This is a genomic window from Streptomyces sp. NPDC047061 (genome assembly GCF_040643955.1).
GTDB lineage: Bacteria > Actinomycetota > Actinomycetes > Streptomycetales > Streptomycetaceae > Streptomyces.
The window spans coordinates 366644-388107 of the sequence record NZ_JBEYVI010000005.1; the positions used below are offsets into that span (position 1 = coordinate 366644).

A 21464-nucleotide genomic window follows, 5' to 3' on the forward strand; every position below is an offset into this window, starting at 1 on the left:
CCAGCCGAACCGCCGGAGAGCACACACGCGAGCAGGAGGGGGCCGTCCGGGTCACGGCGCGGCGGACCGCGCCGTGAGTCCGATCTCGGCCCAGATGGTCTTGCCGCCGGGCTGCTGGCGGGTGCCCCAGCGGTGGGCGAGCTGGGCGACGAGCAGCAGGCCGCGGCCGCCCTCGTCGTAGGTGCGGGCCCGGCGCAGGTGCGGGGCGGTGCCGCTGCCGTCGGAGACCTCGCAGATCAGCGCGGCGCCCCGGATCAGCCGCAGCTGGACGGGCGGTTGCCCGTAGCGGATCGCGTTCGTGACGAGTTCGCTGACCACCAGCTCGGCCGTGAACGCCAGGTCCGGCAGGTGCCAGGCCTCCAGCCGGGCCAGCACCCGGGCACGGGCGTCGGCGACCACGGCCGGGTCGGAGGGCAGGTCCCAGGTGGCGACCCGGTCGGCGTCGAGCGCCCGGGTGCGCGCGAGGAGCAGGGCGACGTCGTCCTGCGGCTGCGCGGGCAGCAGCGTCCGGAGCAGCTCGTCGCACAGCTCCTCCAGCGGCCGGGAGGCGGCTCGGTCGAGGGAGCGGCGCAGCCGTGCCAGACCGTCGCCCAGGTCGTGCCCGGGCCCCTGGAGCAGGCCGTCCGTGCAGAGCGCGAGGAGGCTGCCCGGGGACAGTTCCCGCTCGGCGGTCTCGAAGGGCAGCCCGCCCGCGCCCAGCGGCGGGCCGGGCGGCACGTCGAGGAAGGACGCCGGGCCGTCCGGGCCGACGACCGCGGGCGGCGGATGGCCCGCGCTGGCGGCCGTGCACCGGCGGGAGACCGGGTCGTAGACCACGTACAGGCAGGTGGCGATGAGATCGCTGCAGGGTTCGAGGTCGGGCTCGTACTCCGCGGCGCTCTCCTCCTCGGCCGCCAGGAGGGTGACCAGGTCGTCGAGGTGGGTGAGCAGCTCGTCGGCGGGCAGGTCGACGTCGGCCAGGGTGCGCACCGCGGTCCGCAGCCGGCCCATGGTGGCCGACGCCCGCAGTCCGTGGCCCACCACGTCGCCCGCCACCAGCGCGACCCTGGCGCCGGAGAGCGGGATCACGTCGAACCAGTCGCCGCCGGGCCCGGCCCGGGTGCGGGCCGGGAGGTAGCGGTGGGCCGCCTCGACCGCGTCCTGGGCCGAGAACCGGTGGGGCAGGAGGCTGCGCTGCAGGGCCAGCGCGGTGCCGCGTTCGAGGGTGTACCGGCGGGCGTTGTCCACGGCCACGGCGGCGCGCGCGGCGATCTCCTCGGCCAGGAGCAGGTCGTCGCGGGTGAACGGCTCCTCGCGCCGGTGCCGTACCAGGACCGCCACCCCGATGGTGATGCCGCGGGCGCGCAGCGGGATGACCATGATCGAGTGGATCCCGAACCTGCGGACCACCCACGACCGCTCGGGATCGGCGAGTTCCCAGGCCCGGATCGCCTCGTCCCCGGTGGTGTGCAGCGAGGCCCTGCCGGTGGCCAGGCAGCGGACGGGGGGTGCGGACGCGGGGTACTCGTCCACCTCCCCCGGCTCGATCACCGCCTCGGGCGCCCCGTGCAGCACGGACTGCTGGGCCGCGCGCCGCAGCGGGACCCGGCCCGTGCCGGACGGTTTCGGCTCGACGCCGCGGTACAGGGAGTCGAGCAGGTCGATGGTGATGAAGTCGGCGAGCCGGTCCACCGTCACGTCGGCCATCTCCTGCGCCGTGCGCATCACGTCCAGGGTGCTGCCCACCCGGTCGCTGACGTCGTTCAGCAGCGCGAGCCGCTCCCTGGCCAGGTACTGCTCGCTGACGTCGATCGCGGAGACCTCCACGTGCCGCACCTGCCCCGCCGTCGTGACGAGCGGGGAGACGCTGACGGACCACACCCTCTCGGGGGCGTCCGGCCGGGCGCGGCCCCGGACGTGGAACTCCTCGGGCTCGCCCGACGCGAACACCCGGCCCATGCCGTTCTCGATCCGGTGGCAGAGGTGCGAGGGCACGATGTCGGTGACGGACAGACCGCGCATCCGCTCCTCGGACAGGCCGAGTTCGCGTACGGCACCGGCGCTCGCCCGCACGACCCGCAGCGCGGAGTCGCACACCATCACGGGCAGCCGGCACTGGGCGAACGCCTCGTCCCCCGTCACCGCGTCCGGCTGTTCCGGCTGTGTCGGGTCGGGCGGTACGGCGCCGCTCCCGCCGCTCGGGGTGGCATCACGCATGCCGGTCACCGCCCGTTCTGCCGGCTCGGCCGCCGTGGCCCCGGGCGGACGCCGGGGAGGCCACGGGACACCGCAGCCGGCCGGTCTCACCGCGTCGCCCTCACACCTCCCTCCATCGTCCTTCGCCCACCCCGACACGTCACCTGCACGGCCGCACGGGCGACGGAGGCAGCGGGCGCGGCCGGGACGGGAACGGCCCGGGTGCGGGACCCGGGCCGTCTGCCGTGTGGTGCGGGGAGGATCAGGGCTTCTGCTTGACGAGGGCCGGGACGAAGCGCAGGGCGTCCACGGTGCCGACGCCGGTGGCGAGGTCGTAGCCGTTGACGGCCTTGTAGCCGGTCACGCCCTCGTAGCTGTTGTCGGTGCCGTCGTTGACGTCGACGATGCCGGTGCCCTTGGAGCGGTAGGAGGAGAGGTCGTACAGCCGCTTCTGGATGTTGCCGAGGCGGTGGCCGGCGGCCTGGTCGGCGAGGGCGACGATGCCCGCGAAGAGCGGGGTGGCCTCGCTGGTGCCGCCGCTGACGTCCCAGCCGGTGGCGGTCGGGTCGAAGCTGGAGTAGATCCAGGCGCCGCCGTTGACCGCGGCGGACATCGAGATGTCCGGGGTGCCGCGGCGGGTGCCGACCTTGCTCTTCACGCCGTTCTGGTACGACGGGCGGGTGAAGACGTGGGACTGGCCGCCACCGCCGGAGCCGTAGTCGTTGTAGACACTGTCCGGCTTGACACGGTTGCCCTTGTCGTCGAGGTGGAGCTGGGTGCCGCCGATCGAGGTGACCAACGGGTCCGAGGACGGCCAGGAGTTGACGCGCTTCTTGTAGTACGTCTTGCCGTCCGCCTGGAGGTCGGTGGCGCCGCCGTCACCGGAGGCGGCGAGGACGGTGACGTGCTTGCGGTTGGCCTCCTGGAAGGCGTACCGCAGCTTCTTGATGCTGGAGAAGTCGCCCTTGGCGAAGCCCGGGAAGGTGTTCTCGGTGGCGCCGAAGCTCTGGCTGATGACGTCGCCGACACCGTGGTCGATCATGTACTTCTCGGCGTCCATCATCTCCGGCAGACCGGTGGTGCCCTCGGTCTCGGAGACCGCGGTCTCGACCACGACGATCTTCGCGGCGGGCGCCACCGCGTGCGCCATCTCGACGTCGAGGGTGGTCTCGCCGGCCCAGCCGGTCATGTCGGAGTTCTTCGGGTCGAAGGCGGGGACGTGCCCCCACTTGACGACCTTCACCTTGGTGCTGGGCAGCCCGAACTGCTTGCTGTAGACGTCGAGATCGTGCTGCACGGTCGGGGAGCCGTACGAGTCGACGATGACGATGGTGCGTCCCTTGCCCGTGACGCCCTTGCGGTAGAGGGCGTTCAGGTCGTACGCGGTGCGGTACTGGAGCGGGCTGTAGCAGTTGATCTGCCACTTGGCCTGGCACTGCTCGCTGGAGAGCGGGCTGCTCACACCGTGCACCAGGGTGTGCCCGACGACGGCCGGTACCGCGAGGGTGTGCGGTACGGCGGTGGGCGCGGCGGCCGTCAGCGCGGTGGCCGCGAGGGCGGCGACGGACGTGGCGGCCGCGACGGCCTGCCCGGTACGGGCTATGTGCATGAATCCCCCTGTGGTTCGGAGTCTCACGAAGTGGTCGGTCTCCGAGGAGATCTCGACGTGGTCTTCGCGCATCCCATCGAACGGGTCATGCACAGATCAAGTACGTTGAACGGACGATGCCGAACCCTTTACCCCGTGGTAACTCGCCATTGACCGCACCGTCGTCGGGCACAAGGCTGGAACCCGGGCCGCGGCCTTTCCGTCTTCCTTCGTCGAAACAGCACGCCAACTGTCCCGCAACCTCTAGCAAATCGGCCGGACCTTGAGACACACACCACCGAGACTCTGGGCCGTGGCAGCCGCCGCGGCCTTCGCGTTCCTCGTCGCCCTGGAGGCCGCCGCACGTCACTACGGCCTGCCGGGGCCGATCACCAACCAGGCGCGGGAGGTGATCTGCCCTCCCAAGTCCGGCTTTCTGCTGTACGCCGGGCTGGCGCTGACGATGGTGGTGCTCACCTGGCGGCAACGGTGCGCCGCGCTCGGCGCCGCGCTCGGCATCGACCTCGCCTTCGCGGCGGTGCGGTGGGCGTGCGGCGTCGAGGTGACCCGCGGCCAGCCGTTCGGCAACGGCGCGTTGTGGGTGATGCTCGGCTGCGCGGTCCTCGCCCTGACCCGCCGCACCGGCCGCGAACGCGTCCTGCTGCTGAAGGGCGTCGGTCTCGGCCTGCTGCTGGTGACCGGCCGCAAGACCGGCGACGCCTGGCTGCTCATCACCTCCAAGACCCGCCCGGCGGTGCTCGACCCGTACGTGGCCACCGCCGACCACGCCCTGGGCAACCCGTCCTGGCTGGTGGGCCGGATCGTCACGGCCGGCGGCCCGATCGGCTTCAACGTCCTCGACGTCGTCTACGGCCAGCTCGCCGTGGCCGCGGTCGCCGTCGCGCTGTACCAGCTGCGCGACGTGGCGGCCGAGCGCCGCTTCCCGCGCCACCACCTGGTGCGCACCTTCCTGGTGATCGGGCTGCTCGGACCGGCCGTCTACATGATCTTCCCGGTGGTCGGCCCGGTCTTCGCCTACGGCACCGGCGCCGACCACTGGGCGTCGGTCAGCCTCTGGCCGGAGCACCCGCCGCACGGCGGGCACTGGCCGGTGGCCGACCTGTGGCCGCGCAGGGTGCCGCCGGTCACCGCCCCGCACCCGGTGCGGTACGACGGGTTCACCCCGCGCAACTGCATGCCCAGCCTGCACACGGCGTGGGCCACCGCGATCTTCCTGCACTCCCGCAAGGGCCCCCGGGCGCTGCGCTGGGCGGGCACGTTCTGGCTGGTCGCCACGGTCACCGCGACGCTGGGCTTCGGCTACCACTACGGTGCGGACCTCCTGGCCGGCGTGGTCTTCGCGCTCACGGTCGAGGCGGCCCTGCGCTCGCTCGACCGCGGCTGGGACCCGTCGGGAGTCCGGCTGGTCGCCCACGGCACGGCGGTCTTCGCCGCGCTCCTGGTGTCCTACCGCTGGCTGCCGCTGGAGATCGCCACGCATCCCTGGACATCCGGCCCCCTCCTCGTCCTGGCACCGGCCTCGGTGGTCCTCCACTACGTGCGCACCGTCACCAGCTGGGCCCCGCGGACCGAACCGGCGGCGACCCGCGCGGCGCCGCAACCCGAGCTGATCTGAGGCGGCCGGGGCGGGGCTCCGGGCGGCGCCCGTCAGCGTCCGCCGGGTCCCGGGTACGTGATCACCAGCATGGTGACGCCGTCCGGGGAGGTCCAGGGGCCGTGCGGCATCCCGGGCGGGCGGCAGGCGTACATGCCTGCGGTGAAGGTCCGGTCGAGCGTCAGGTCGTGCAGGGCGCCCGCGACCAGGTAGACCTCCTCCCAGAAGTCGTGGCGGGTCACGCCGTCCAACGAGGTGTCGGTGCCCGGCGCCCAGCGGACCAGCGCCGTACGGGATCCCTGTGCGGGGTCCTCGGCCAGGACGCACTCCTCGACTCCCGGACCGGCGCCGGCCGGGGCCCGCCACGGCCCGGCGGGCAGCTGGAACTCCAGCTCGGGCTTGCTCATCGCCGTACTCCCCTGCCTGCGTACCGCGCCTCACCTTTCGACATGCCAGGCATGCTTCCCGCCCTCGCCCGGTCGCGAACACCCCGGAGCCGTGGAACCGCTACAGCTGCGTGCAGAGCCGCTGCTCGGTCCAGATGACCTTTCCGTCGGCGGTGTAGCGGGTCCCCCAGCGGTCGGCGAACTGGGCCACCAGGAAGAGCCCGCGGCCGCCCTCGTCCATGGTGGTGGCCCGGCGCAGGTGCGGCGAGACGCTGCTGCCGTCGGAGACCTCGCAGATGAGGCTGCGGTCACGGATCAGGCGCACCCCGACGGGGCCCGTCGCGTGCCGGATGGCGTTGGTGACCAGCTCGCTGAGGATGAGCTCCAGGGTGAACGCCTCCTCCTCCAGACCCCAGTCGCGCAGCAGCTCGGTGGCCGCCGCCCGGACTCCGGCGACGGCCGAGGGTTCGGACGGCACGGTCCAGGACGCGGTGTGCTTGTCGTCCAGCACCCGGGTGCGGGCGACGATCAGGGCCACGTCGTCGCGGGGCGCCCCGGGCACCATGGCGTCGATCGCCGCCCGGCACATCTGCTCCGGCGTGCGCCCCGGCACCGCGAGGGCCCGGCGCAGGCGCTCGATGCCCTCGTCGATGTCCTGCCGCCGGTCCTCGATCAGGCCGTCGGTGAAGAGCACGATGCCGCTGCCCTCGGGCAGCTCCACCTCGCCCTTCTCGTAGGGCATCCCGCCCAGCCCCAGCGGCGGGCCGGCCGGTACCCCGGGCAGGTGGGCGCGGCCGTCCGGGGGCACGACGATGGGTTCCAGGTGACCGGCCCTGGCCATGGTGCACAGCCGTGAGACCGGGTCGTAGACCGCGTAGAGGCAGGTGGCGCCGGTGAGCGTCGGGCTGCCGGCGTCGCCGTCGCGGTCCTGGTCGAGGCGGGTGACCAGCTCGTCCAGGTGCCAGAGAAGTTCGTCGGGGGGCAGGTCGAGCGTCGAGAGGTTGTGCACGGCGGTGCGCAGCTGCCCCATGGTGGCGGCGGCGTGCAGTCCGTGCCCCACGACGTCGCCCACCACGATGGCGACGCGCGCGCCGGGGAGCGGAATGACGTCGAACCAGTCGCCGCCGACCCCGCCGGGCCCCGCCCCCGCCGGCAGGTAGCGGTGTGCCACGTCGACGGCGTTCTGCTCCGGCAGGGCGTGCGGCAGCAGGCTGCGCTGCAGGGTGACCGCCATGGTGCGCTCGCGCGTGAAGCGGCGCGCGTTGTCGATGCTGATCCCCGCGCGGGCGACCAGCTCCTCGGCGAGCGACAGGTCCTCCCAGGTGAAGGAGGTCGGCTCCTTGGAACGCCAGAAGGTCGCCACGCCGAGGATCGCGCCGCGGGCCCGCAGCGGGGCGGCGATCATGGAGTGGATGCCGTGGGCCACCAGTTGCCGTGCCCGTTCGGGGTCCTGGGCCTGCCAGCCGGAGAAGGCCGTCATGTCGGCCTCCAGCACCATCCGCCCGGAACCGAAGCCCTCGCCCTGCGGGGTGGTGGGGTCGAAGTGGATGAGCGCGCCGGGCGGGTAGAGCGGCACGTCCTTCCGGATGCCGTGCAGGGTGACCCGGCGCAGCTGCGCCGCGCTCACCTCGTCGGGCTCCTCGCCGCGCAGCACGTCGTCGGTCAGGTCGACGGTGACGTAGTCGGCGAACCTGGGGACGGCGAACTCCGCCAGCTCCTCCGCGGTGTGCCGCACGTCGAGGGTGGTGCCGATGCGCAGTCCGGCGTCGTACAGCAGCTTGAGCCGTTCCTGGACCACCTCGATCCGGCCCATCAGCGCGCTGAGTTCGGTCGTGTCGCGCAGGGTGGCGACCCAGCCGCCGGGTCCGTGCGGCTGGTCCATGGGGCGCTGGCTGACGGCGAGCAGCCGGCCGTCGACCTCGACCACCTCGTCCGTGGTCGCTCTCCCGGACGCGAGGAGCCGTCCGGCCCCGGGGGTGATCCCCAGCTCCGTGACGGGCAGGCCGTCCACGTCCGCGGCGAGTCCCAGCAGGCGCCGCGCCTCGTCGTTGACCAGGAGCAGAGAGCCCTGCGGATCGACGATGAGCACGCCTTCGCGCACCGCGTGCAGGACGGCGTCGTGGTGCTCGTACATGCGGGTCATCTGCACCGGCCCCAGGCCGTGGGTCTGGCGGCGCAGGCGCCTGCCGATGAGGGCCGTGCCGCCGGTGGCGGCCGCGATCGCCAGCCCGGTGCCCGCCAGGACGAGCGGTGCCTGCCGGCCGGCCGCGGCGCTCACCTGGCTGACGGTGATGCCCGCGGAGACCAGCCCGACGACCTTGCCCTCGGGGGTGGTCACGGGAACGACGGTCCTGACGGAGGGGCCCAGGGTCCCGGTCGTCGTCTCGGTGACGATGCCGCCCTGCTGCGCGGCCGCGATGCTGCCGATGTAGCGGCGGCCGATCTGGGCGGGGTTCGGATGGGTGTAGCGGATGCCCGTGGGGCTCATCACGACGACGAAGTCCACGTGCGAGCGCCTGCGGGTCTCCTCGGCCAACTGCTGGAGCGCGGCGGTCGGATTCGTGCCGGTCAGCGCCTGCCGCACGGTGGGATCCGAGGCGACGGCGGCGGCCACGGCGAGGGTGCGGTTGCGGGCCTCCCGGTCGGCGTCGGCTCGCGACTGCAGCAGGAGGACGGCAACCGCCGTCGCCACGAGAACCAGGACGACTCCGACCTGCAGAAGAAACATCTGGCCGGCAACGCTGCGGATCCCGTACCAGGACCGCATCCGCCGGAGCAGTTGGTGCATACGGCTCATATAACACCAAATAGGTAAGGTCACATCACCCCTGCGGCGAATCCGCTCGCGACACCGACGCGCTCCGTGTCCACACATGCGCGAAACGCGAGCGGGCGGATGCGCCCTGTCCCGGTGCGGCACCGCGAAACAAGGTCCCGCCGCCGGGCGGTGCGGGACGCCGTGTGAGAATCCCGGCCTCGACGTTCGAACAGAGATCGGGCCGCCATGCCTTCGCACAGACGCCGGTTCCTCACCGTTCCGGCAGCCGCCCTCACGGCGCTCGCCGTGACCCAGGCCGTGACCTCGCTCCCGGCCGGCGCCGCGCCCACGACCGAGGTGTCGGCGACGCTGGCCGCGCGGACGACCTCCGCGCCCCACGCCACCGACATATCCGGTTCCGGCCAGGCGGTCGTCTGGAGCCAGACGACCACGGCCGACACGGCGGCGCACGGCTGGCTCGCCGTCGCCGGCGGCACCCCACAGGACCTCGGCCGGGTCGCGGACACCGCCGAGACGGTGACCGTCCACCCGGTGTCCGTGCAGGACGGCGTGGTGGCCGTGGCCACCTCCACCAACCCGAACGGCGATCTCCCCGACCACGTCACCCTGCGCCACCTCGACTCCGGCGACGAGGACGTCCTCCCGGTCGCCTACGACAGCTCGGGGGCAGCGGGGAGCGAGCGCTACCGCGGGCAGGCCGGCGACGGCATCCTCGTCCAGCAGAGCTACCAGGACGACACCTCCGCCTACCTGGTGCGCCTGCTGCTGCGCACCCCCGGCGGCGCGGACCGCACCCTCCTCTCCGGCGACGAGCAGTACGAGGTCCTCGACTCGGACGCCGACGGCGCCCTGGTGCTGCGGCGGACCGCGCCCGGCTGGGGCTACCGGATCGTCTACGTCGACTTCGCCACCGGCGCGACGGTCACCGTGGCCGAACCCACCACCGGCGAGCTGCCGCAGGCCCTGGAGTTCACGCCCGCCCATGTCGGCGTCGTCGACGGCGCGACCCTGACCGAGTGGCGGCGGGCGGCGCCCGGCGACGGCCCGTCCACCGTCACTCTGCCGGTCTCCGGAGCACGCTGGATCAGCGACGACACCCTCGCCTGGTACCAGCGCAACGACTCGGACGCCTCGAACGAACTGTTCGCGACGGACCGGGACGGATCGACGGCGGCGAAGGACCTCGGCGGCTCCTTCAGATACGTCGATGTCGGCGACGACGGCAGGATGCGGGCGTCGCTGTACCGGCCCGACGTGGACGCCGCGATCCAGACCCTCACCGAGGGCCGGGTCTCCACCGCCGCGGGCGACGCCACCGCCATCCCCGCCGGGCTCGCCCGGCTGGACGCCCTGGCCCTGTCCGACGGCGCGCTCTACACGGCCGACGACTCGTCCCGGCCGGACGGCGTCGTGCTCCGCTCGGACCTGACGGCCGGCCCGTCCGGGGCCTCGGCGAGCACACCGTCCCGGGTCCTGGCGTACTCCGGCGGCCCGGTGCACCAGACGCTGGCCGCGGCCGGCGGACGGGTCCTGGTCGACCAGACGGACGCCGCCGGTGCGGGGCAGTTGCAGGTCTACGAGAACGGCGCCCAGGTCGGCACACCGCTGGACCACGACGGCTCGTCGGTGACCGTGGCGGACTTCGACGGCACGCACGCGCTGCTGTCGGACAGGACCACCGTGGCCAACGGCACCCTGCGCCTCTACACCTTCGCGGACGGACAGAGCGAGCGGGTGCCGGCCGGCTCCGCCCTGTACGGCGGCGCCGTGTACTCCTCGGAGCGCAACGGCACCACGTCCACCTGGTCGATCCACCGCACCGACCTGACGACCGGCACGGTCTCCACCGCCGCCACCGTGAACTGCGTTCCCGGCGGCCTCCAGGTGCGCGGTTCCCGCATCCTCCTGACCACCTGCGGAGCCGCCGCCACCACCGGCCTGCTCCTCACCGCGGGCAGCTCGGCGACCACCACCGTGGACGCCTCCGTCCGCACCCCGATCCTCGGCACGGACGTCCTCTACACGTTCACCAAGGCGGCGGGCAGCGCCGACGTCACCCTGAACGCCCGGTCCCTGACCGGCACGGACACCACGGCCCACGCTCTCTTCACCCTCCCCGACCGGGCCAACACCGCCGCCGCCGAACGCTGGACGGTCGACCGCGACGCGCCCTGGGCGGCCTGGATGGACGACGCCGGCGTCACCCACGTGACCTGGGCGGGCACTCCCACCGCCGCCTCGTCGACCGCCCCGGCCGGCTTCAGCCCCAACGGCGACGGCTCGGCCGACACCTGGGCCCCCACCTGGGCGTACGACCGTCCGGTGAGCTGGACGCTCACCCTCAAGTCCGGCAGCACGCAGGTGCGTTCGCTGACCGGTACGGCCGCCGACGGCAAGGTCGCCCCGGTGTGGAACGGGAAGACCGATGCGGGCGGCACCGCCGCCGAGGGCGCCTACACCTGGACGCTGACCGTGCAGGACACCGTCACCGGACGGTCGGCGGCCGACCTCACCGGCAAGGTGACCCTGCGCCGGACGGCCCCCGCCGCCACCGTCACCGCACCGGCCGTCGCGAGCAGCGCGGCGACCAGCGCGGCCGTACCGGTCACCTGGTCGGCGAAGACGGCCGGCGTGACGTCGTACGACGTCGGCTGGCGCGTCGCCACCCGGGACAGCGCGGGCACCTGGAAGCTCGGCCCCCTCCACACCTGGCGCACGGCCACCACGGCCGGCTCCGCGGTCTTCGGCAAGGGCGGCAGCCCCGTGCAGCCGGGCGCCGGACTCACCTACCGCTTCTACGTCCGCGCCCACGACGACGCCGGCCAGACCGGCGCCTGGAGCAAGGCGGCGACCACCGGCATCCCGGTCGACGACCGCGCGTCGGCACTGCACTACACGGGCACCTGGAAGTCGGTGTCGGCGTCCTCCGCCTGGGCGGGCACCGAACGCACCTCCGCCACCAAGGGCGCCTACGTGTCCTTCACCGCCGACGGCACCCAGCTGCGCGTCGTCGCGACCCGCAGGTCCGACGGCGGCCGCTTCGCGGTCGTGGTGGACGGGAGGACGGTCGGCACGGTCGACACCTACGCCGCCAGGACCGCCTACCGCCAGGTGGTCTTCACCCGCACCCTCGGCACCACGATCACCACCCACAAGGTCCAGCTCCGCATCCTCTCCGGCAGCACGTCCGCAAGGTCCACCGTCACCCTGGACGCGGTGCTGGTCACCCGCTGACCCGGCCTCGGGCCAGTCCGCGGGCGTACGTTCACGACGCCCGCGGACTGTCCGGCAGCGCGGTCCTGGCGGTCAGTCCGCGTGACTGCCAGGCGTTGTCGCGGAGCTTGAACAGGGCCCAGTAGCGGGTGGGACACAGCAGCACGATGTTCATGAACACCGCCGCGGGTGTGCCGACGAGCCAGGACCGCCAGCGCTGGCGGGTGGTCAGGTCGGGCCGCATGAGCACGTACAGGCCCGCCTGGCCGTACCGGACGACGAGGTACGTCCCGAGATACACCAGGGCCGCACCGGGGTTGTGGTAGCGCCCGCCGATGGTCAGCACGGTCATTACGTCCTGCCGAGCGTGGTCGGCATGTCGGTGACCACGCCGGCCTCGTAGGCGTCCAAGTGGTCGTAGAACAGTTCGGCCCGGTAGAGGGCGAGCGCCCCCGAGCTGGTCTCCAGCGCCCCGAGATGGCGCGAACCCATGCTCGCGCGCCGCTGCGCGCGCCCCGTGCGCCGCCGCCCGCCGGTTCCCGTCAGCCGTCCACCCGTTCGATCCACTCGCTGCCGCCCAGCGGGTAGTCGTAGCCCGGGCGGCCGGCGTCGGCGCTGGTGCGGAACGCGGTGCCCGCGTTGTCGACGTGGACGGTGCCCCGGCGGCTCCCGCTGGACCAGTCCAGGGTGAGGTCCCAGCGGACGTCGTGGGCCTTGGTGCGGGCGAAGACGTAGAAGACCTCCGGGTCGGACTCGCTCACCTTGTACGGGAAGTCGCGCTGGCCGTTCTCGGCGGTGACCGTGGGGCTGCCGTTGTCGAGGTCGATGTCGAACGACTTGGTCCCGACGCCGCCGCCGCAGCCGACGCCCATCGAGTAGTCGTTCCAGGCGAGCGGCGCGCCCTTGCTGAGCACGCGCACGTGCAGCGCCTCCAGGACGACGGTCTCCGCGCCGGTGCCCTGGACGGTGAGGGCGACCTCCTGTTCGCCCGAGGAGACCGCCCCGTACGCCGCGGCCCAGCGCGGAGCGTCCTGCTCGTTCGCCGGCGGGCCGACCTGGGCCGGTTCGCTGTCGACGAGGAAGTGCTGGCTGCACGGGTCGTCGTAGACGTAGGGACGCGTGTTGACGGTGAGCGGGACGGCGGCGCCGGAGGTGGTGCCGTCGGCGTCCTGGGCCCCGCCGCCCGAACCGCCGGACCCGGTGGGGGTCGAGGAGGCCGATGCGGACGGCCGGTGTCCCGTCGTGCTCGGGGACGGGGCGGCGGACGGCTTCCCGGTGTCCGCCGTGCCGGTGGTCGTACCGGTGGTCGTGCCGGTGAACGGGGCGGAGTCACCGGCCGCCCGCGCCTCGCCCGAGCCGCCGTTCCCGCCGCCGAGCGGCAGACGCGCGGCGAGCACGACGGCCCCCAGCACGGCGGCCACCGCGACGGAGGCGATCAGTACGGTACGGCGCCGACGCGGCGCCACCGGCCCGCGCGGCAGGTCGACGACGACAGGTTCACCGCCCTCGCCCTCGCCGTCGCCTTTGCTCTCGCTCTCGCCTGGCCCGTGCACCGCCTGCGCCGCCTGCGACGCCTGCGATCCGGGATCCGCCGTGGCGGCGGTGTCCGGCGCCGTTGCCTGCTCCCCCCGGCTCCCTCGTGCCGCGTCCGCCAGGATCCAGCGCCGGTGCAGCTCCACCAGCTCCTCCGGCGTCGCCCGGCAGACCCGTGCGAGGCGCTCCACCGGGGCGTACTCGACGGGCACCGCGGTGCCGTTGCAGTAGCGGTGCAGCGTCGACGTGCTCATGTGCAGCCGCTTGGCAAGCGCCCCGTAGCTCAGTCCCGAGCGGTCCTTGAGCTCCCGCAGCAGCAGCGCGAACGCCTCCGTCACGTCGGCCCCTGTCGCCCCTGGCACCCGTTCTCCCATCCCCTAGCATTCCAGTCCCGCGTTCCAGGGCCCCCGCGTTCTCCCTGGTCGGAGCGCATTTCCGCGTTCCAGCGTCCCCAACTGCCCGCCATGCCTGGCAGTTGGGACAGATCGCCGCGCAGGCTTCGGTCATCCAATCACCACCGCCACCCGAACACCGAAGGGGCACGGCCACATGTCCGACCTCCGCACCTCCCGCACCTCCCGCCCGACCCGCACCCGTCTCGTCGGCGCCGCCACGGCCGTCGTGCTCGCCGCCTTGTCCCTGACCGCGTGCAACGACGGCACGGGCGTCCACGCCGAGGACGTCGCGGCGGCCGGCACCCCGGCCACCAGCCCGGCCGCGCACTCCCCTTCCCAGGCGAAGTCCCCCGCGACGTCCGCCGCGAAGTCCGGCGCGGGCACCTCCGCCACCACGTCCAAGGCGCCCGCCCCGGCCGGCAAGCCGGTCACCTGCGAGGGTTCCAACACCAGGACGGTCGCGGCCCCGCTGAACCGCCCCGTGAACCACATGCTCCTCACGGTGACCAACACCGGCAGCAGGACCTGCTACCTCTACTACTACCCGGCCGTCCGCTTCGGCGAGGCGCAGGCCGTGCCCCCGGTCATCGAGGACTCGCAGCCGCAGGCGGTCGTCACGCTCGCGCCGGGCGAGTCCGGGTACGCCTCGGTGAACCTGTCCGCCACCGACGGCAGCGGCACGAACGGCCGCACCGTGAAGTCCCTGACCGTCTACTTCGAGGGCCGCTCCGACAGCGGGAGCGTGGGCACGGGCGCACACCCGTCGCTGCCCGCGAAGGGCGTCTACGTCGACGACTCGCTCAAGGTCACGTACTGGCAGCAGTCGATGGACGACGCCCTCACCTGGTGACGTCGGGCCCGCCCCGGTCACCGGGTCCAGTACTGGGCGAGGGCCCCTTCCCGGTACGGGGCGGGGCTGACGCTGAGGTCACCGGCGAAGGGGCGGTCCAGGACGAAGACCAGGAGCAGGCTGAAGCCGACCAGCCCCGCGACCGAGGCGACGAACAGGATCTGGACCCGCAGTTTGCGCATGCCGTAGAGGAACGTGAGCGGGACCAGGACGACGGCGCCGCCGATGGCCAGGACCTGGAGCAGCACGGGGAGTTCCTGGCGCGCCATGGTGATGCGGGCGCGCCGCTGGGAGGCGACGTCGTCGAGGTGGCTGACGCTCTGCTCGTAGAAGACCTGCTCCTGCTCGGTCTTCGGGTCGTACGTCTGCAACGCCTGGAAGGCGGCCCGGAGATGGGTTTCCGTGGCCCCGTAGCTGGGGTCCCCGGTACGCATCCGGGGCCACTGGTCCTCGACGACCGCGTGCACGTAGCCGCTCATCGCGGAGTCGAGACGGGCCCGCACCGCCGCCGGGAACGCGGCGGCGTCGCGGGTGATGAGCGCCGCGTCGGTGGCCTCGGAGGCGACGATGGTCTGGGTGTCCTCCAGCTGCGTCCACAGCGTGACGATCACGAACGCGAGGATGATCCCGTAGATGGCGCCGAACATCCCCAGCGTCACACCGACCATGTCGTTGTGCTCACCGCCGGCCAGCGACGGGTACCTGCGCCGCAGCAGCACGCTGCCGGCGACGGCCAGGAGAACGGTCCCGCCGACGATGACGACGGCCAGCGTGAAGGTGCTGAAATGGTTGAGCAGCCACAGCGACATGTCCGCGGAGTCTAGGCCGGACAGAGCAACCCGAATCCCCAGGTTCCCTGGCAACTATGGCCGTATCGGGAGAGGTTCACCCCACCGGGTGACGCCTGGGTGACGCCTGCCAGTTGATGGCGGCGGCCAGGAAGGGCTCGAACCCGGCCCCGGATTCCGGCCGGGGGCCGCGGACGGCGATCCCGTCTCCGACGCGATCAACACACCGCGACGTCTCCTGGAGCCGATCACCGCAGCCCCCGCAACCCCCTGAAACGACCGGTCGCGGGGCGTCACCGGAGGGCGGCCGACCGTGACGTGTGCCTATGGTGGGCAGGTGACGGGCGCTTCCCCGTGGTCGCAGGTGCGCCGCAGGCTCCGGGTGCAGGGGCCGACGGCGGCCCGGATCCTGGTGATCGCGGTGCTCTGCTGGCAGACGGCGCTGTGGGCCGGCGCCACCCAGCCACCGGTGTTCGCCGCCATCGTTCCCCTGCTCTGCCTGCGCGGCGACTCCGCCGCCTCCCTGACGGCACTGCTGCTGCGGATCCTCGGCGTGATGGCCGGCGTGGCGCTGGGCGTCACCGTGGTCAGCCTCTTCCGGCCGACCACGCTCGTGCTCGCCGTCGTGATGGGTCTCGCCCTGCTCTGCGGGACCGTCGTCAGTTCCGGGACCACGCTGAACGTGCAGGTCGCGGTGACCTCGCTGCTGGTCTTCGCCAATCCCTCGCCGGACGCGTACGGCGTCGCGCGGCTGTGGGAGAACGCGCTGGGGGGCGCCGTCACCGCCGTCCTCGGTCCGGTGCTGTGGCCGCGGGACCCCCGCCGGGAGACGGCGGCGCTGGCGCGGGAGTGCGCGGCCGGCCTGGCGGAGAGCCTCGTGCGCAGCACGCGCGCGATCGGGTCACCGGAGGCGGCGGCCGCGAACCGGGCGTCGGCGCAGGCGGACGCGGACCGGCTGCGCCGCTACGGGGCCGAGGCGCGGGAGGCGGAGGAGGCCATGCGGTTCAATCCGCTGCGGCGCCGCCACCGCGAGGAGGTGGCCGAACTGGGCGACCGGATCGGCCACGCCGTCCAGGCGGTGCCCCATCTCCTGGCCCTGGCCGCCGAGGTCGAGTTCTTCAGCGTGCGCGACGGGCCCACCCCGGCCCTCTCCCGGGCCCGCACCGGTCTCCTCCCGGTCGCCGAGGCCACCGGGCGCGCCCTGGAGGCGATCCTCGCGGCACGGGACCCACGCGAGGACACGGGCGTCGCGCGCGCCGGTCTGGCCCGGTACGCCAAGGGCGACACGGAGCCGATGGCCGTGGTGCTCCGCAGACCGTTCACCAGGATCCTCGACCTCTGCGACGGCTCCGGGAACTGACGGGGATCCCGGTGCCGGGTCGCCGGCGCGCATGCGGTTTTCGATACGCTGACGACAGGTACCGGCTCGTAGCCTCGACGGCATGCGTGTGCTGATTGTCGAGGACGAGCCCTACCTGGCCGAAGCCATCCGCGACGGCCTGCGGCTGGAGGCGATCGCGGCCGACATCGCGGGCGACGGCGACACCGCTCTGGAGCTGCTGGACGTCAACAGCTACGACATCGCCGTCCTCGACCGCGACATCCCCGGACCCTCCGGTGACGAGATCGCCAGACGCATCGTCGCCTCCGGCAGCGGTATGCCGATCCTGATGCTCACCGCGGCGGACCGTCTCGACGACAAGGCGTCCGGGTTCGAACTCGGCGCCGACGACTACCTCACGAAACCCTTCGAGCTCCAGGAGCTGGCGCTCAGGCTCAGGGCGCTCGACCGCAGACGCGCCCACAGCAGACCCCCCGTACGGGAGATCGCGGGTGTGCGTCTCGACCCGTTCCGCAGGGAGGTCTTCCGGGACGGCCGCCATGTCGCGCTGACCAGGAAGCAGTTCGCCGTGCTGGAGGTCCTCATGGCCGCCGAAGGCGGTGTCGTCAGCGCCGAGGACCTCCTGGAACGCGCGTGGGACGCGCACGCCGACCCGTTCACCAACGCCGTACGCATCACGGTCTCGGCCCTGCGCAAGCGGCTCGGCGAACCCTGGATCATCGCCACGGTGCCCGGCACCGGATACCGCATCGACACCCGGCCGACGGCCGGACCCGAGGGGGGCGGGCTCCGGGACCGCTGACCCGGAGGCCCGTTCACCCGGACGGCGTGATTCCGGTCGTGCGCGCGGGGGTGCCGGGCGAGGGTGGCACTGGCCGCGCCCGCCGAGGTGACGGCCGACGCAACACCCGGAGTCACGTCAGCGAGGGAGCCGCCGATGTCCCCCACCGGGGCCAAGCCCGCCGAACCGGCCGTCGCGCAGGCCAACGAGGCCGTCCTGCACCGCTTCCCGTTCGACGACACCCGGGACCTGGAGGACGCGCGGCGCGGTTTCCTGGGCACCGCCGCGGAGAGCGTCGTCAAGGACGCCGACGGCCGGGTGGTCTGGGACCTCGACGCCTACGGGTTCCTGGCACAGGAGTGCCCGGCCACGGCCAACCCCAGCCTGTGGCGGCAGAGCCGGCTCTGCTCCGACCACGGCCTGTTCGAAATCACCGCGGGCATCTACCAGGTACGCGGGTTCGACCTGTCCAACATGACGGTGGTGGAGGGCGGGCGCGGTGTCCTCGTCATCGACCCGCTGCTGTGCGCCGAGACCGCGGCCGCCGCGCTCGCCCTGTACCGCGCCCACCGCGGCGACCGGCCGGTGAGCGCCGTCCTCTACACGCACAGCCACGTCGACCACTTCGGCGGCGTGCGCGGCGTGATCACCGACGAGGACGTGGCGGCCGGGGTTCCCGTTCTGGCCCCGCAGGGCTTCCTGGAGCACGCGGTCAGCGAGAACGTCTACGCCGGTACGGCGATGGGCCGCCGCGCCGCCTACATGTACGGCGCCGCGCTGCCCAAGGGCGGGCGCGGGCAGATCGGCACGGGCCTCGGGCAGACCACCTCGACCGGCGCGGTCACCCTGATCCCGCCGACCGTGTACATCACGCGCACCGGGCAGACGGAGACCGTCGACGGCATCCGCATGGTCTTCCAGCTCACCCCCGGCACCGAGGCCCCGGCCGAGCTGAACATCCACTTCCCCGACCACGCGGCCCTGTGCATGGCGGAGAACGCCACCCACAACCTGCACAACCTGCTGACCCTGCGCGGCGCCCAGGTCCGCGACCCGCGCGTGTGGTCCCGCTACCTCACCGAGGCCGTCGACCTGTTCACCGGCGCCTCGGACGTCGCCTTCGCCTCCCACCACTGGCCCGTGTGGGGCCGCGAGCGCGTGGTGGAGTTCCTCTCCGAGCAGCGGGACCTCTACGCCTACCTCCACGACCAGACCCTGCGCATGCTCAACCAGGGCCTGACCGGGCCGGAGATCGCCGAGCGGATGGAGCTGCCCCCGGCGCTGGAGCGGGCCTGGCACACCCACGGCTACTACGGCTCCGTCAGCCACAACACCAAGGCGATCTACCAGCGTTACCTGGGCTGGTTCGACGGCAACCCGGCCCACCTGTGGGAACACCCGCCGGCCGAGGCCGCGAAGCGGTACGTCGACTTCATGGGCGGCGCCGACGAGGTGCTGCGCCGGGCCCGCCGGTCGTACGCCGACGGCGACTACCGCTGGGTGGCGCAAGTGGTCGGGCACGTCCTGTTCGCCGACCCGGCCCACGCGGAGGCCCGCGCGCTCCAGGCCGACGCCCTCGAACAGCTCGGCTACGGCAGCGAGAACGGCACCTGGCGCAACTTCTACCTCATGGGCGCCTACGAACTGCGCAACGGATCCGTCGGCACCCCCACCGTCACCGCCTCACCCGACGTACTGGCCGCCCTCACCCTGGACCAGCTCCTCGACGCCCTCGCCATCCGGGTGGACGGGCCGGGCAGCTGGGACACGGACATCGCCGTGCGCCTGCACATCACCAAGGGCGACACGGTGACCGTGCGGCTGCGCAACGGCGTCCTCACCCATGTCACCGGCACCGGACCGGCCGCGGCCGACCCGGACGTCGAGATCACCCTCACCGAGGCCGACCTGCGCGCTCTCCTGCTCGGCACGCTCCGACCGGCCGACCTGGCGGCCCGCGACACCGTCGAGATCACCGGCGACCCCGGCCGGCTGACCGAACTCGTCGGCCGTCTCGGCATGCCCGACCCGGACTTCGCCATCGTCACCCCGTGAACGGGCCGGAGCCCGCTCAGCCCTTGCCAACCCTTGTCAGCCCTTCACGGCCGAGCTGGCCACGCCCTGGACGAACCAGCGCTGGAAGAAGGCGAAGACGATCAGGACGGGCAGCACGAGCAGGACGCCGAAGGCGAGGATCTCGCCCCAGTCCACGGGCTGCTGCCCCTGGAAGACGCTCATCTCCAGCGGCAGGGGGCGGACGGAGGGGTCGGACACCATCAGCACCGGCCAGAGGAAGGAGCCCCACTGGGTGAGGAAGGTGAGGATCGCGACCGAGGCGAACGCCGGTTTCGACATCGGGACGACGATCGCGAAGAAGGTGCGCCAGGGGCCCGCGCCGTCCAGCCGGGCGGCCTCCTCGATGCTCGGCGGGATCGAGCGGAAGAAGGTGTGGAACTGGTAGACCGAGAAGGCGTTGGCGATGAAGGGGACCGCCTGGATGTAGATCGTGTTGCGCTGGTCGTTGAACATGTAGAAGAGCGGGACCGCGACCGATTCGAACGGGACCAGCATCAGGAGCAGGACCAGCGTGAAGACGGCTTCCCGGCCGCGCCACTTCAGCCGTGACATGCCGTACGCGGCCATCGAGTTCACGAACAGACCGCCGGTCACGACCACGAACGCGACGAGCAGCGAGACGCCCATGAAGCGCCAGAAGTATCCGGTGCTGTCGGAGTTCAGGGCGTCGAGGACGTGGGCGTAGTTGGCGAAGGTCAGATGGGTGGGGAGAAAGCCGGACAGGCCGTTCAGCACCTGGTCGGAGGGCTTGAGGCTGCCCAGGAGGAGGTAGAGGACGGGGAGGACGAAGACGAACGCCAGGACGCTGAGGACGGCGTAGTCGGTGAAGCGGCGCAGGCGGCGGTGCGGCGCGCGGGTCGTGGCCATGGGGGTGGACGCCATCGGGGATCAGTCCTCGTTGTCGGGCCGGACGACGCGGCGCTGGACGATGGTCAGGACGACGACGATCAGGAAGAAGACGACGGTGATCGCGGACGCCTGGCCGATGTTGTTCTGGTCGAAGGCGGTGGTGACGGCCTCGTACATGACCGTGCGGGTGGCGTCCTCGTTGAGGCCGCCGCCGTGGATGAGGACGTAGACCTGGTCGAAGACCCGGAAGGACAGCACCGAGGTCAGCATGGCGACGAAGACGAGGGTGGAGCGGATGCCGGGCAGGGTGACGTGCCGGAACTGCTGCCAGCGGGTGGCGCGGTCGAGTTCGGCGGCCTCGTAGAGCTCGCCGGGGATCTGCTGGAGGCCGGCCAGCAGGATGACCATCTGGAAGCCCACCCCCTGCCACACGGACAGCACGATGACCGAGGCCATCGCGGTGGCCGCGTCGCCGAGCCAGTCGAAGGCGCCCCAGTTGCCGAAACTCACCAGGTGCAGCGTGGAGTTGAGCAGGCCCTGGTCGCTGCGGGCGAGGATCAGCCGCCAGATGACGGCGACCAGGGTCATCGGGAAGACGACCGGCAGGAAGAAGAGGGACCGGAACACGCCGATCGCCTTCAGCTTCCGGTTGAGCAGGATCGCGAGCCCCAGCGCCAGGCCGGTCTGGAGCGGTACGACGACCACGGCGAACGTCAGGTTGTTGAGCAGGGCCCGCAGGAACGGGCCGGACAGGTCCGGGTCGGTGAACAGCCGCCGGTACTGCTCCAGGCCGAAGAACCTGGGCGCGAGCGGGGAGCCCAGGCGCACGTTGTAGAAGGAGAGGACGACGGCGTAGCCGAACGGGATGCCGACGAAGGCGACGAGGCCGGCGACGGCGGGCGTGGACATGAGCAGTCCGTGCAGCCAGTCGCGGTTCCTGGTCCTGGGCCGCCCGGTGCGCGCGGTCTTCACGGAGGTCACGGGCGGGCCTTCCTGCCTGCGCGAGGGCGCTGGGTGCGCGGGTTCCACGGTCTTCACGGGGGTGTCCTGTTCCGGTCCTGTTCCCGGCCGGGGCGGGTGCGCCGCCCGTGGGC

General features: G+C 72.8%; 16 protein-coding genes. 6 read left to right on the forward strand and 10 right to left on the reverse strand.

The window, feature by feature from the left end:
• Nucleotides 1-51 precede the first annotated feature (51 nt).
• Both ABZ887_RS12145 and ABZ887_RS12150 read right to left on the reverse strand, forming a co-directional pair.
• Nucleotides 52-2196 carry a SpoIIE family protein phosphatase gene (locus tag ABZ887_RS12145; protein ID WP_361286634.1) on the reverse strand — a complete coding sequence of 715 codons (2145 nt, stop codon included), beginning with the start codon at nucleotides 2194-2196 and terminating at the stop codon, nucleotides 52-54.
• A gap of 241 nt (nucleotides 2197-2437) precedes the next feature.
• Nucleotides 2438-3784, reverse strand: coding sequence for a S53 family peptidase (locus ABZ887_RS12150; RefSeq protein ID WP_361286637.1), 1347 nt, complete (start codon nucleotides 3782-3784; stop codon nucleotides 2438-2440).
• A gap of 292 nt (nucleotides 3785-4076) precedes the next feature.
• Here ABZ887_RS12150 and ABZ887_RS12155 point away from each other — a divergent pair, with 292 nt between their 5' ends.
• A complete protein-coding gene (locus tag ABZ887_RS12155; protein ID WP_361286640.1) occupies nucleotides 4077-5399 on the forward strand; it encodes a phosphatase PAP2 family protein in 1323 nt (440 codons plus the stop codon).
• Nucleotides 5400-5431: 32 nt separating this feature from the next.
• On the opposite strand, the gene ABZ887_RS12160 is transcribed toward ABZ887_RS12155, so the two are convergent.
• Together ABZ887_RS12160 and ABZ887_RS12165 are read right to left on the reverse strand one after the other, a co-directional pair.
• Entirely contained in the window at nucleotides 5432-5785 is a 354-nt protein-coding gene (locus ABZ887_RS12160) for a cupin domain-containing protein (protein ID WP_361286643.1), read from the reverse strand.
• Nucleotides 5786-5885: 100 nt separating this feature from the next.
• Nucleotides 5886-8552 carry a SpoIIE family protein phosphatase gene (locus ABZ887_RS12165; RefSeq protein ID WP_361286733.1) on the reverse strand — a complete coding sequence of 889 codons (2667 nt, stop codon included), beginning with the start codon at nucleotides 8550-8552 and terminating at the stop codon, nucleotides 5886-5888.
• Nucleotides 8553-8768: 216 nt separating this feature from the next.
• Here ABZ887_RS12165 and ABZ887_RS12170 point away from each other — a divergent pair, with 216 nt between their 5' ends.
• Entirely contained in the window at nucleotides 8769-11777 is a 3009-nt protein-coding gene (locus tag ABZ887_RS12170; protein ID WP_361286646.1) for a hypothetical protein, read from the forward strand.
• Nucleotides 11778-11808: 31 nt separating this feature from the next.
• On the opposite strand, the gene ABZ887_RS12175 is transcribed toward ABZ887_RS12170, so the two are convergent.
• Genes ABZ887_RS12175 through ABZ887_RS12185 form a run of 3 tightly spaced genes read right to left on the reverse strand, consistent with a single transcriptional unit; the run spans nucleotide 11809 to nucleotide 13651 of the window.
• Nucleotides 11809-12108 carry a hypothetical protein gene (locus tag ABZ887_RS12175; RefSeq protein ID WP_361286649.1) on the reverse strand — a complete coding sequence of 100 codons (300 nt, stop codon included), beginning with the start codon at nucleotides 12106-12108 and terminating at the stop codon, nucleotides 11809-11811.
• A complete protein-coding gene (locus ABZ887_RS12180) occupies nucleotides 12108-12248 on the reverse strand; it encodes a hypothetical protein (RefSeq protein WP_361286652.1) in 141 nt (46 codons plus the stop codon). The genes ABZ887_RS12175 and ABZ887_RS12180 overlap by 1 nt, the downstream gene beginning before the upstream one ends.
• Before the next feature lie 50 nt (nucleotides 12249-12298).
• On the reverse strand, nucleotides 12299-13651 hold the full coding sequence (locus ABZ887_RS12185; protein WP_361286655.1) for a helix-turn-helix transcriptional regulator: 1353 nt from the start codon (nucleotides 13649-13651) through the stop codon (nucleotides 12299-12301).
• Between the two features lie 187 nt (nucleotides 13652-13838).
• Between ABZ887_RS12185 and ABZ887_RS12190 the strand changes: the two genes are divergently transcribed.
• The gene (locus ABZ887_RS12190) at nucleotides 13839-14534 is read left to right on the forward strand and encodes a DUF4232 domain-containing protein (protein ID WP_361286658.1); all 696 of its coding nucleotides are present in this window, start codon (nucleotides 13839-13841) and stop codon (nucleotides 14532-14534) included.
• Between the two features lie 17 nt (nucleotides 14535-14551).
• Here the strand turns inward: ABZ887_RS12190 and ABZ887_RS12195 are convergent, their stop codons facing one another.
• Entirely contained in the window at nucleotides 14552-15343 is a 792-nt protein-coding gene (locus ABZ887_RS12195) for a DUF4239 domain-containing protein (protein WP_361286661.1), read from the reverse strand.
• Nucleotides 15344-15659: 316 nt separating this feature from the next.
• Between ABZ887_RS12195 and ABZ887_RS12200 the strand changes: the two genes are divergently transcribed.
• The 3 genes from ABZ887_RS12200 to ABZ887_RS12210 all read left to right on the forward strand — a co-directional run bounded on the left by ABZ887_RS12200 (nucleotide 15660) and on the right by ABZ887_RS12210 (nucleotide 19500).
• The gene (locus ABZ887_RS12200) at nucleotides 15660-16682 is read left to right on the forward strand and encodes an FUSC family protein (protein WP_361286664.1); all 1023 of its coding nucleotides are present in this window, start codon (nucleotides 15660-15662) and stop codon (nucleotides 16680-16682) included.
• Nucleotides 16683-16764: 82 nt separating this feature from the next.
• Nucleotides 16765-17466: a response regulator transcription factor gene (locus ABZ887_RS12205; RefSeq protein WP_361286667.1), complete on the forward strand. Its 702-nt coding sequence runs from the start codon at nucleotides 16765-16767 to the stop codon at nucleotides 17464-17466.
• A gap of 135 nt (nucleotides 17467-17601) precedes the next feature.
• Nucleotides 17602-19500 (forward strand): alkyl sulfatase dimerization domain-containing protein, encoded by a 1899-nt coding sequence (locus ABZ887_RS12210; RefSeq protein WP_361286670.1) that lies wholly within the window; start codon nucleotides 17602-17604, stop codon nucleotides 19498-19500.
• A gap of 36 nt (nucleotides 19501-19536) precedes the next feature.
• Here ABZ887_RS12210 and ABZ887_RS12215 read toward each other — a convergent pair whose 3' ends face one another.
• Nucleotides 19537-20388 carry a carbohydrate ABC transporter permease gene (locus ABZ887_RS12215; protein ID WP_361286736.1) on the reverse strand — a complete coding sequence of 284 codons (852 nt, stop codon included), beginning with the start codon at nucleotides 20386-20388 and terminating at the stop codon, nucleotides 19537-19539.
• A 21-nt stretch (nucleotides 20389-20409) separates the two neighbouring features.
• Nucleotides 20410-21408, reverse strand: a complete 999-nt coding sequence (locus ABZ887_RS12220) for a sugar ABC transporter permease (RefSeq protein WP_361286673.1) — start codon at nucleotides 21406-21408, stop codon at nucleotides 20410-20412.
• Between the last annotated feature and the right edge of the window lie 56 nt (nucleotides 21409-21464).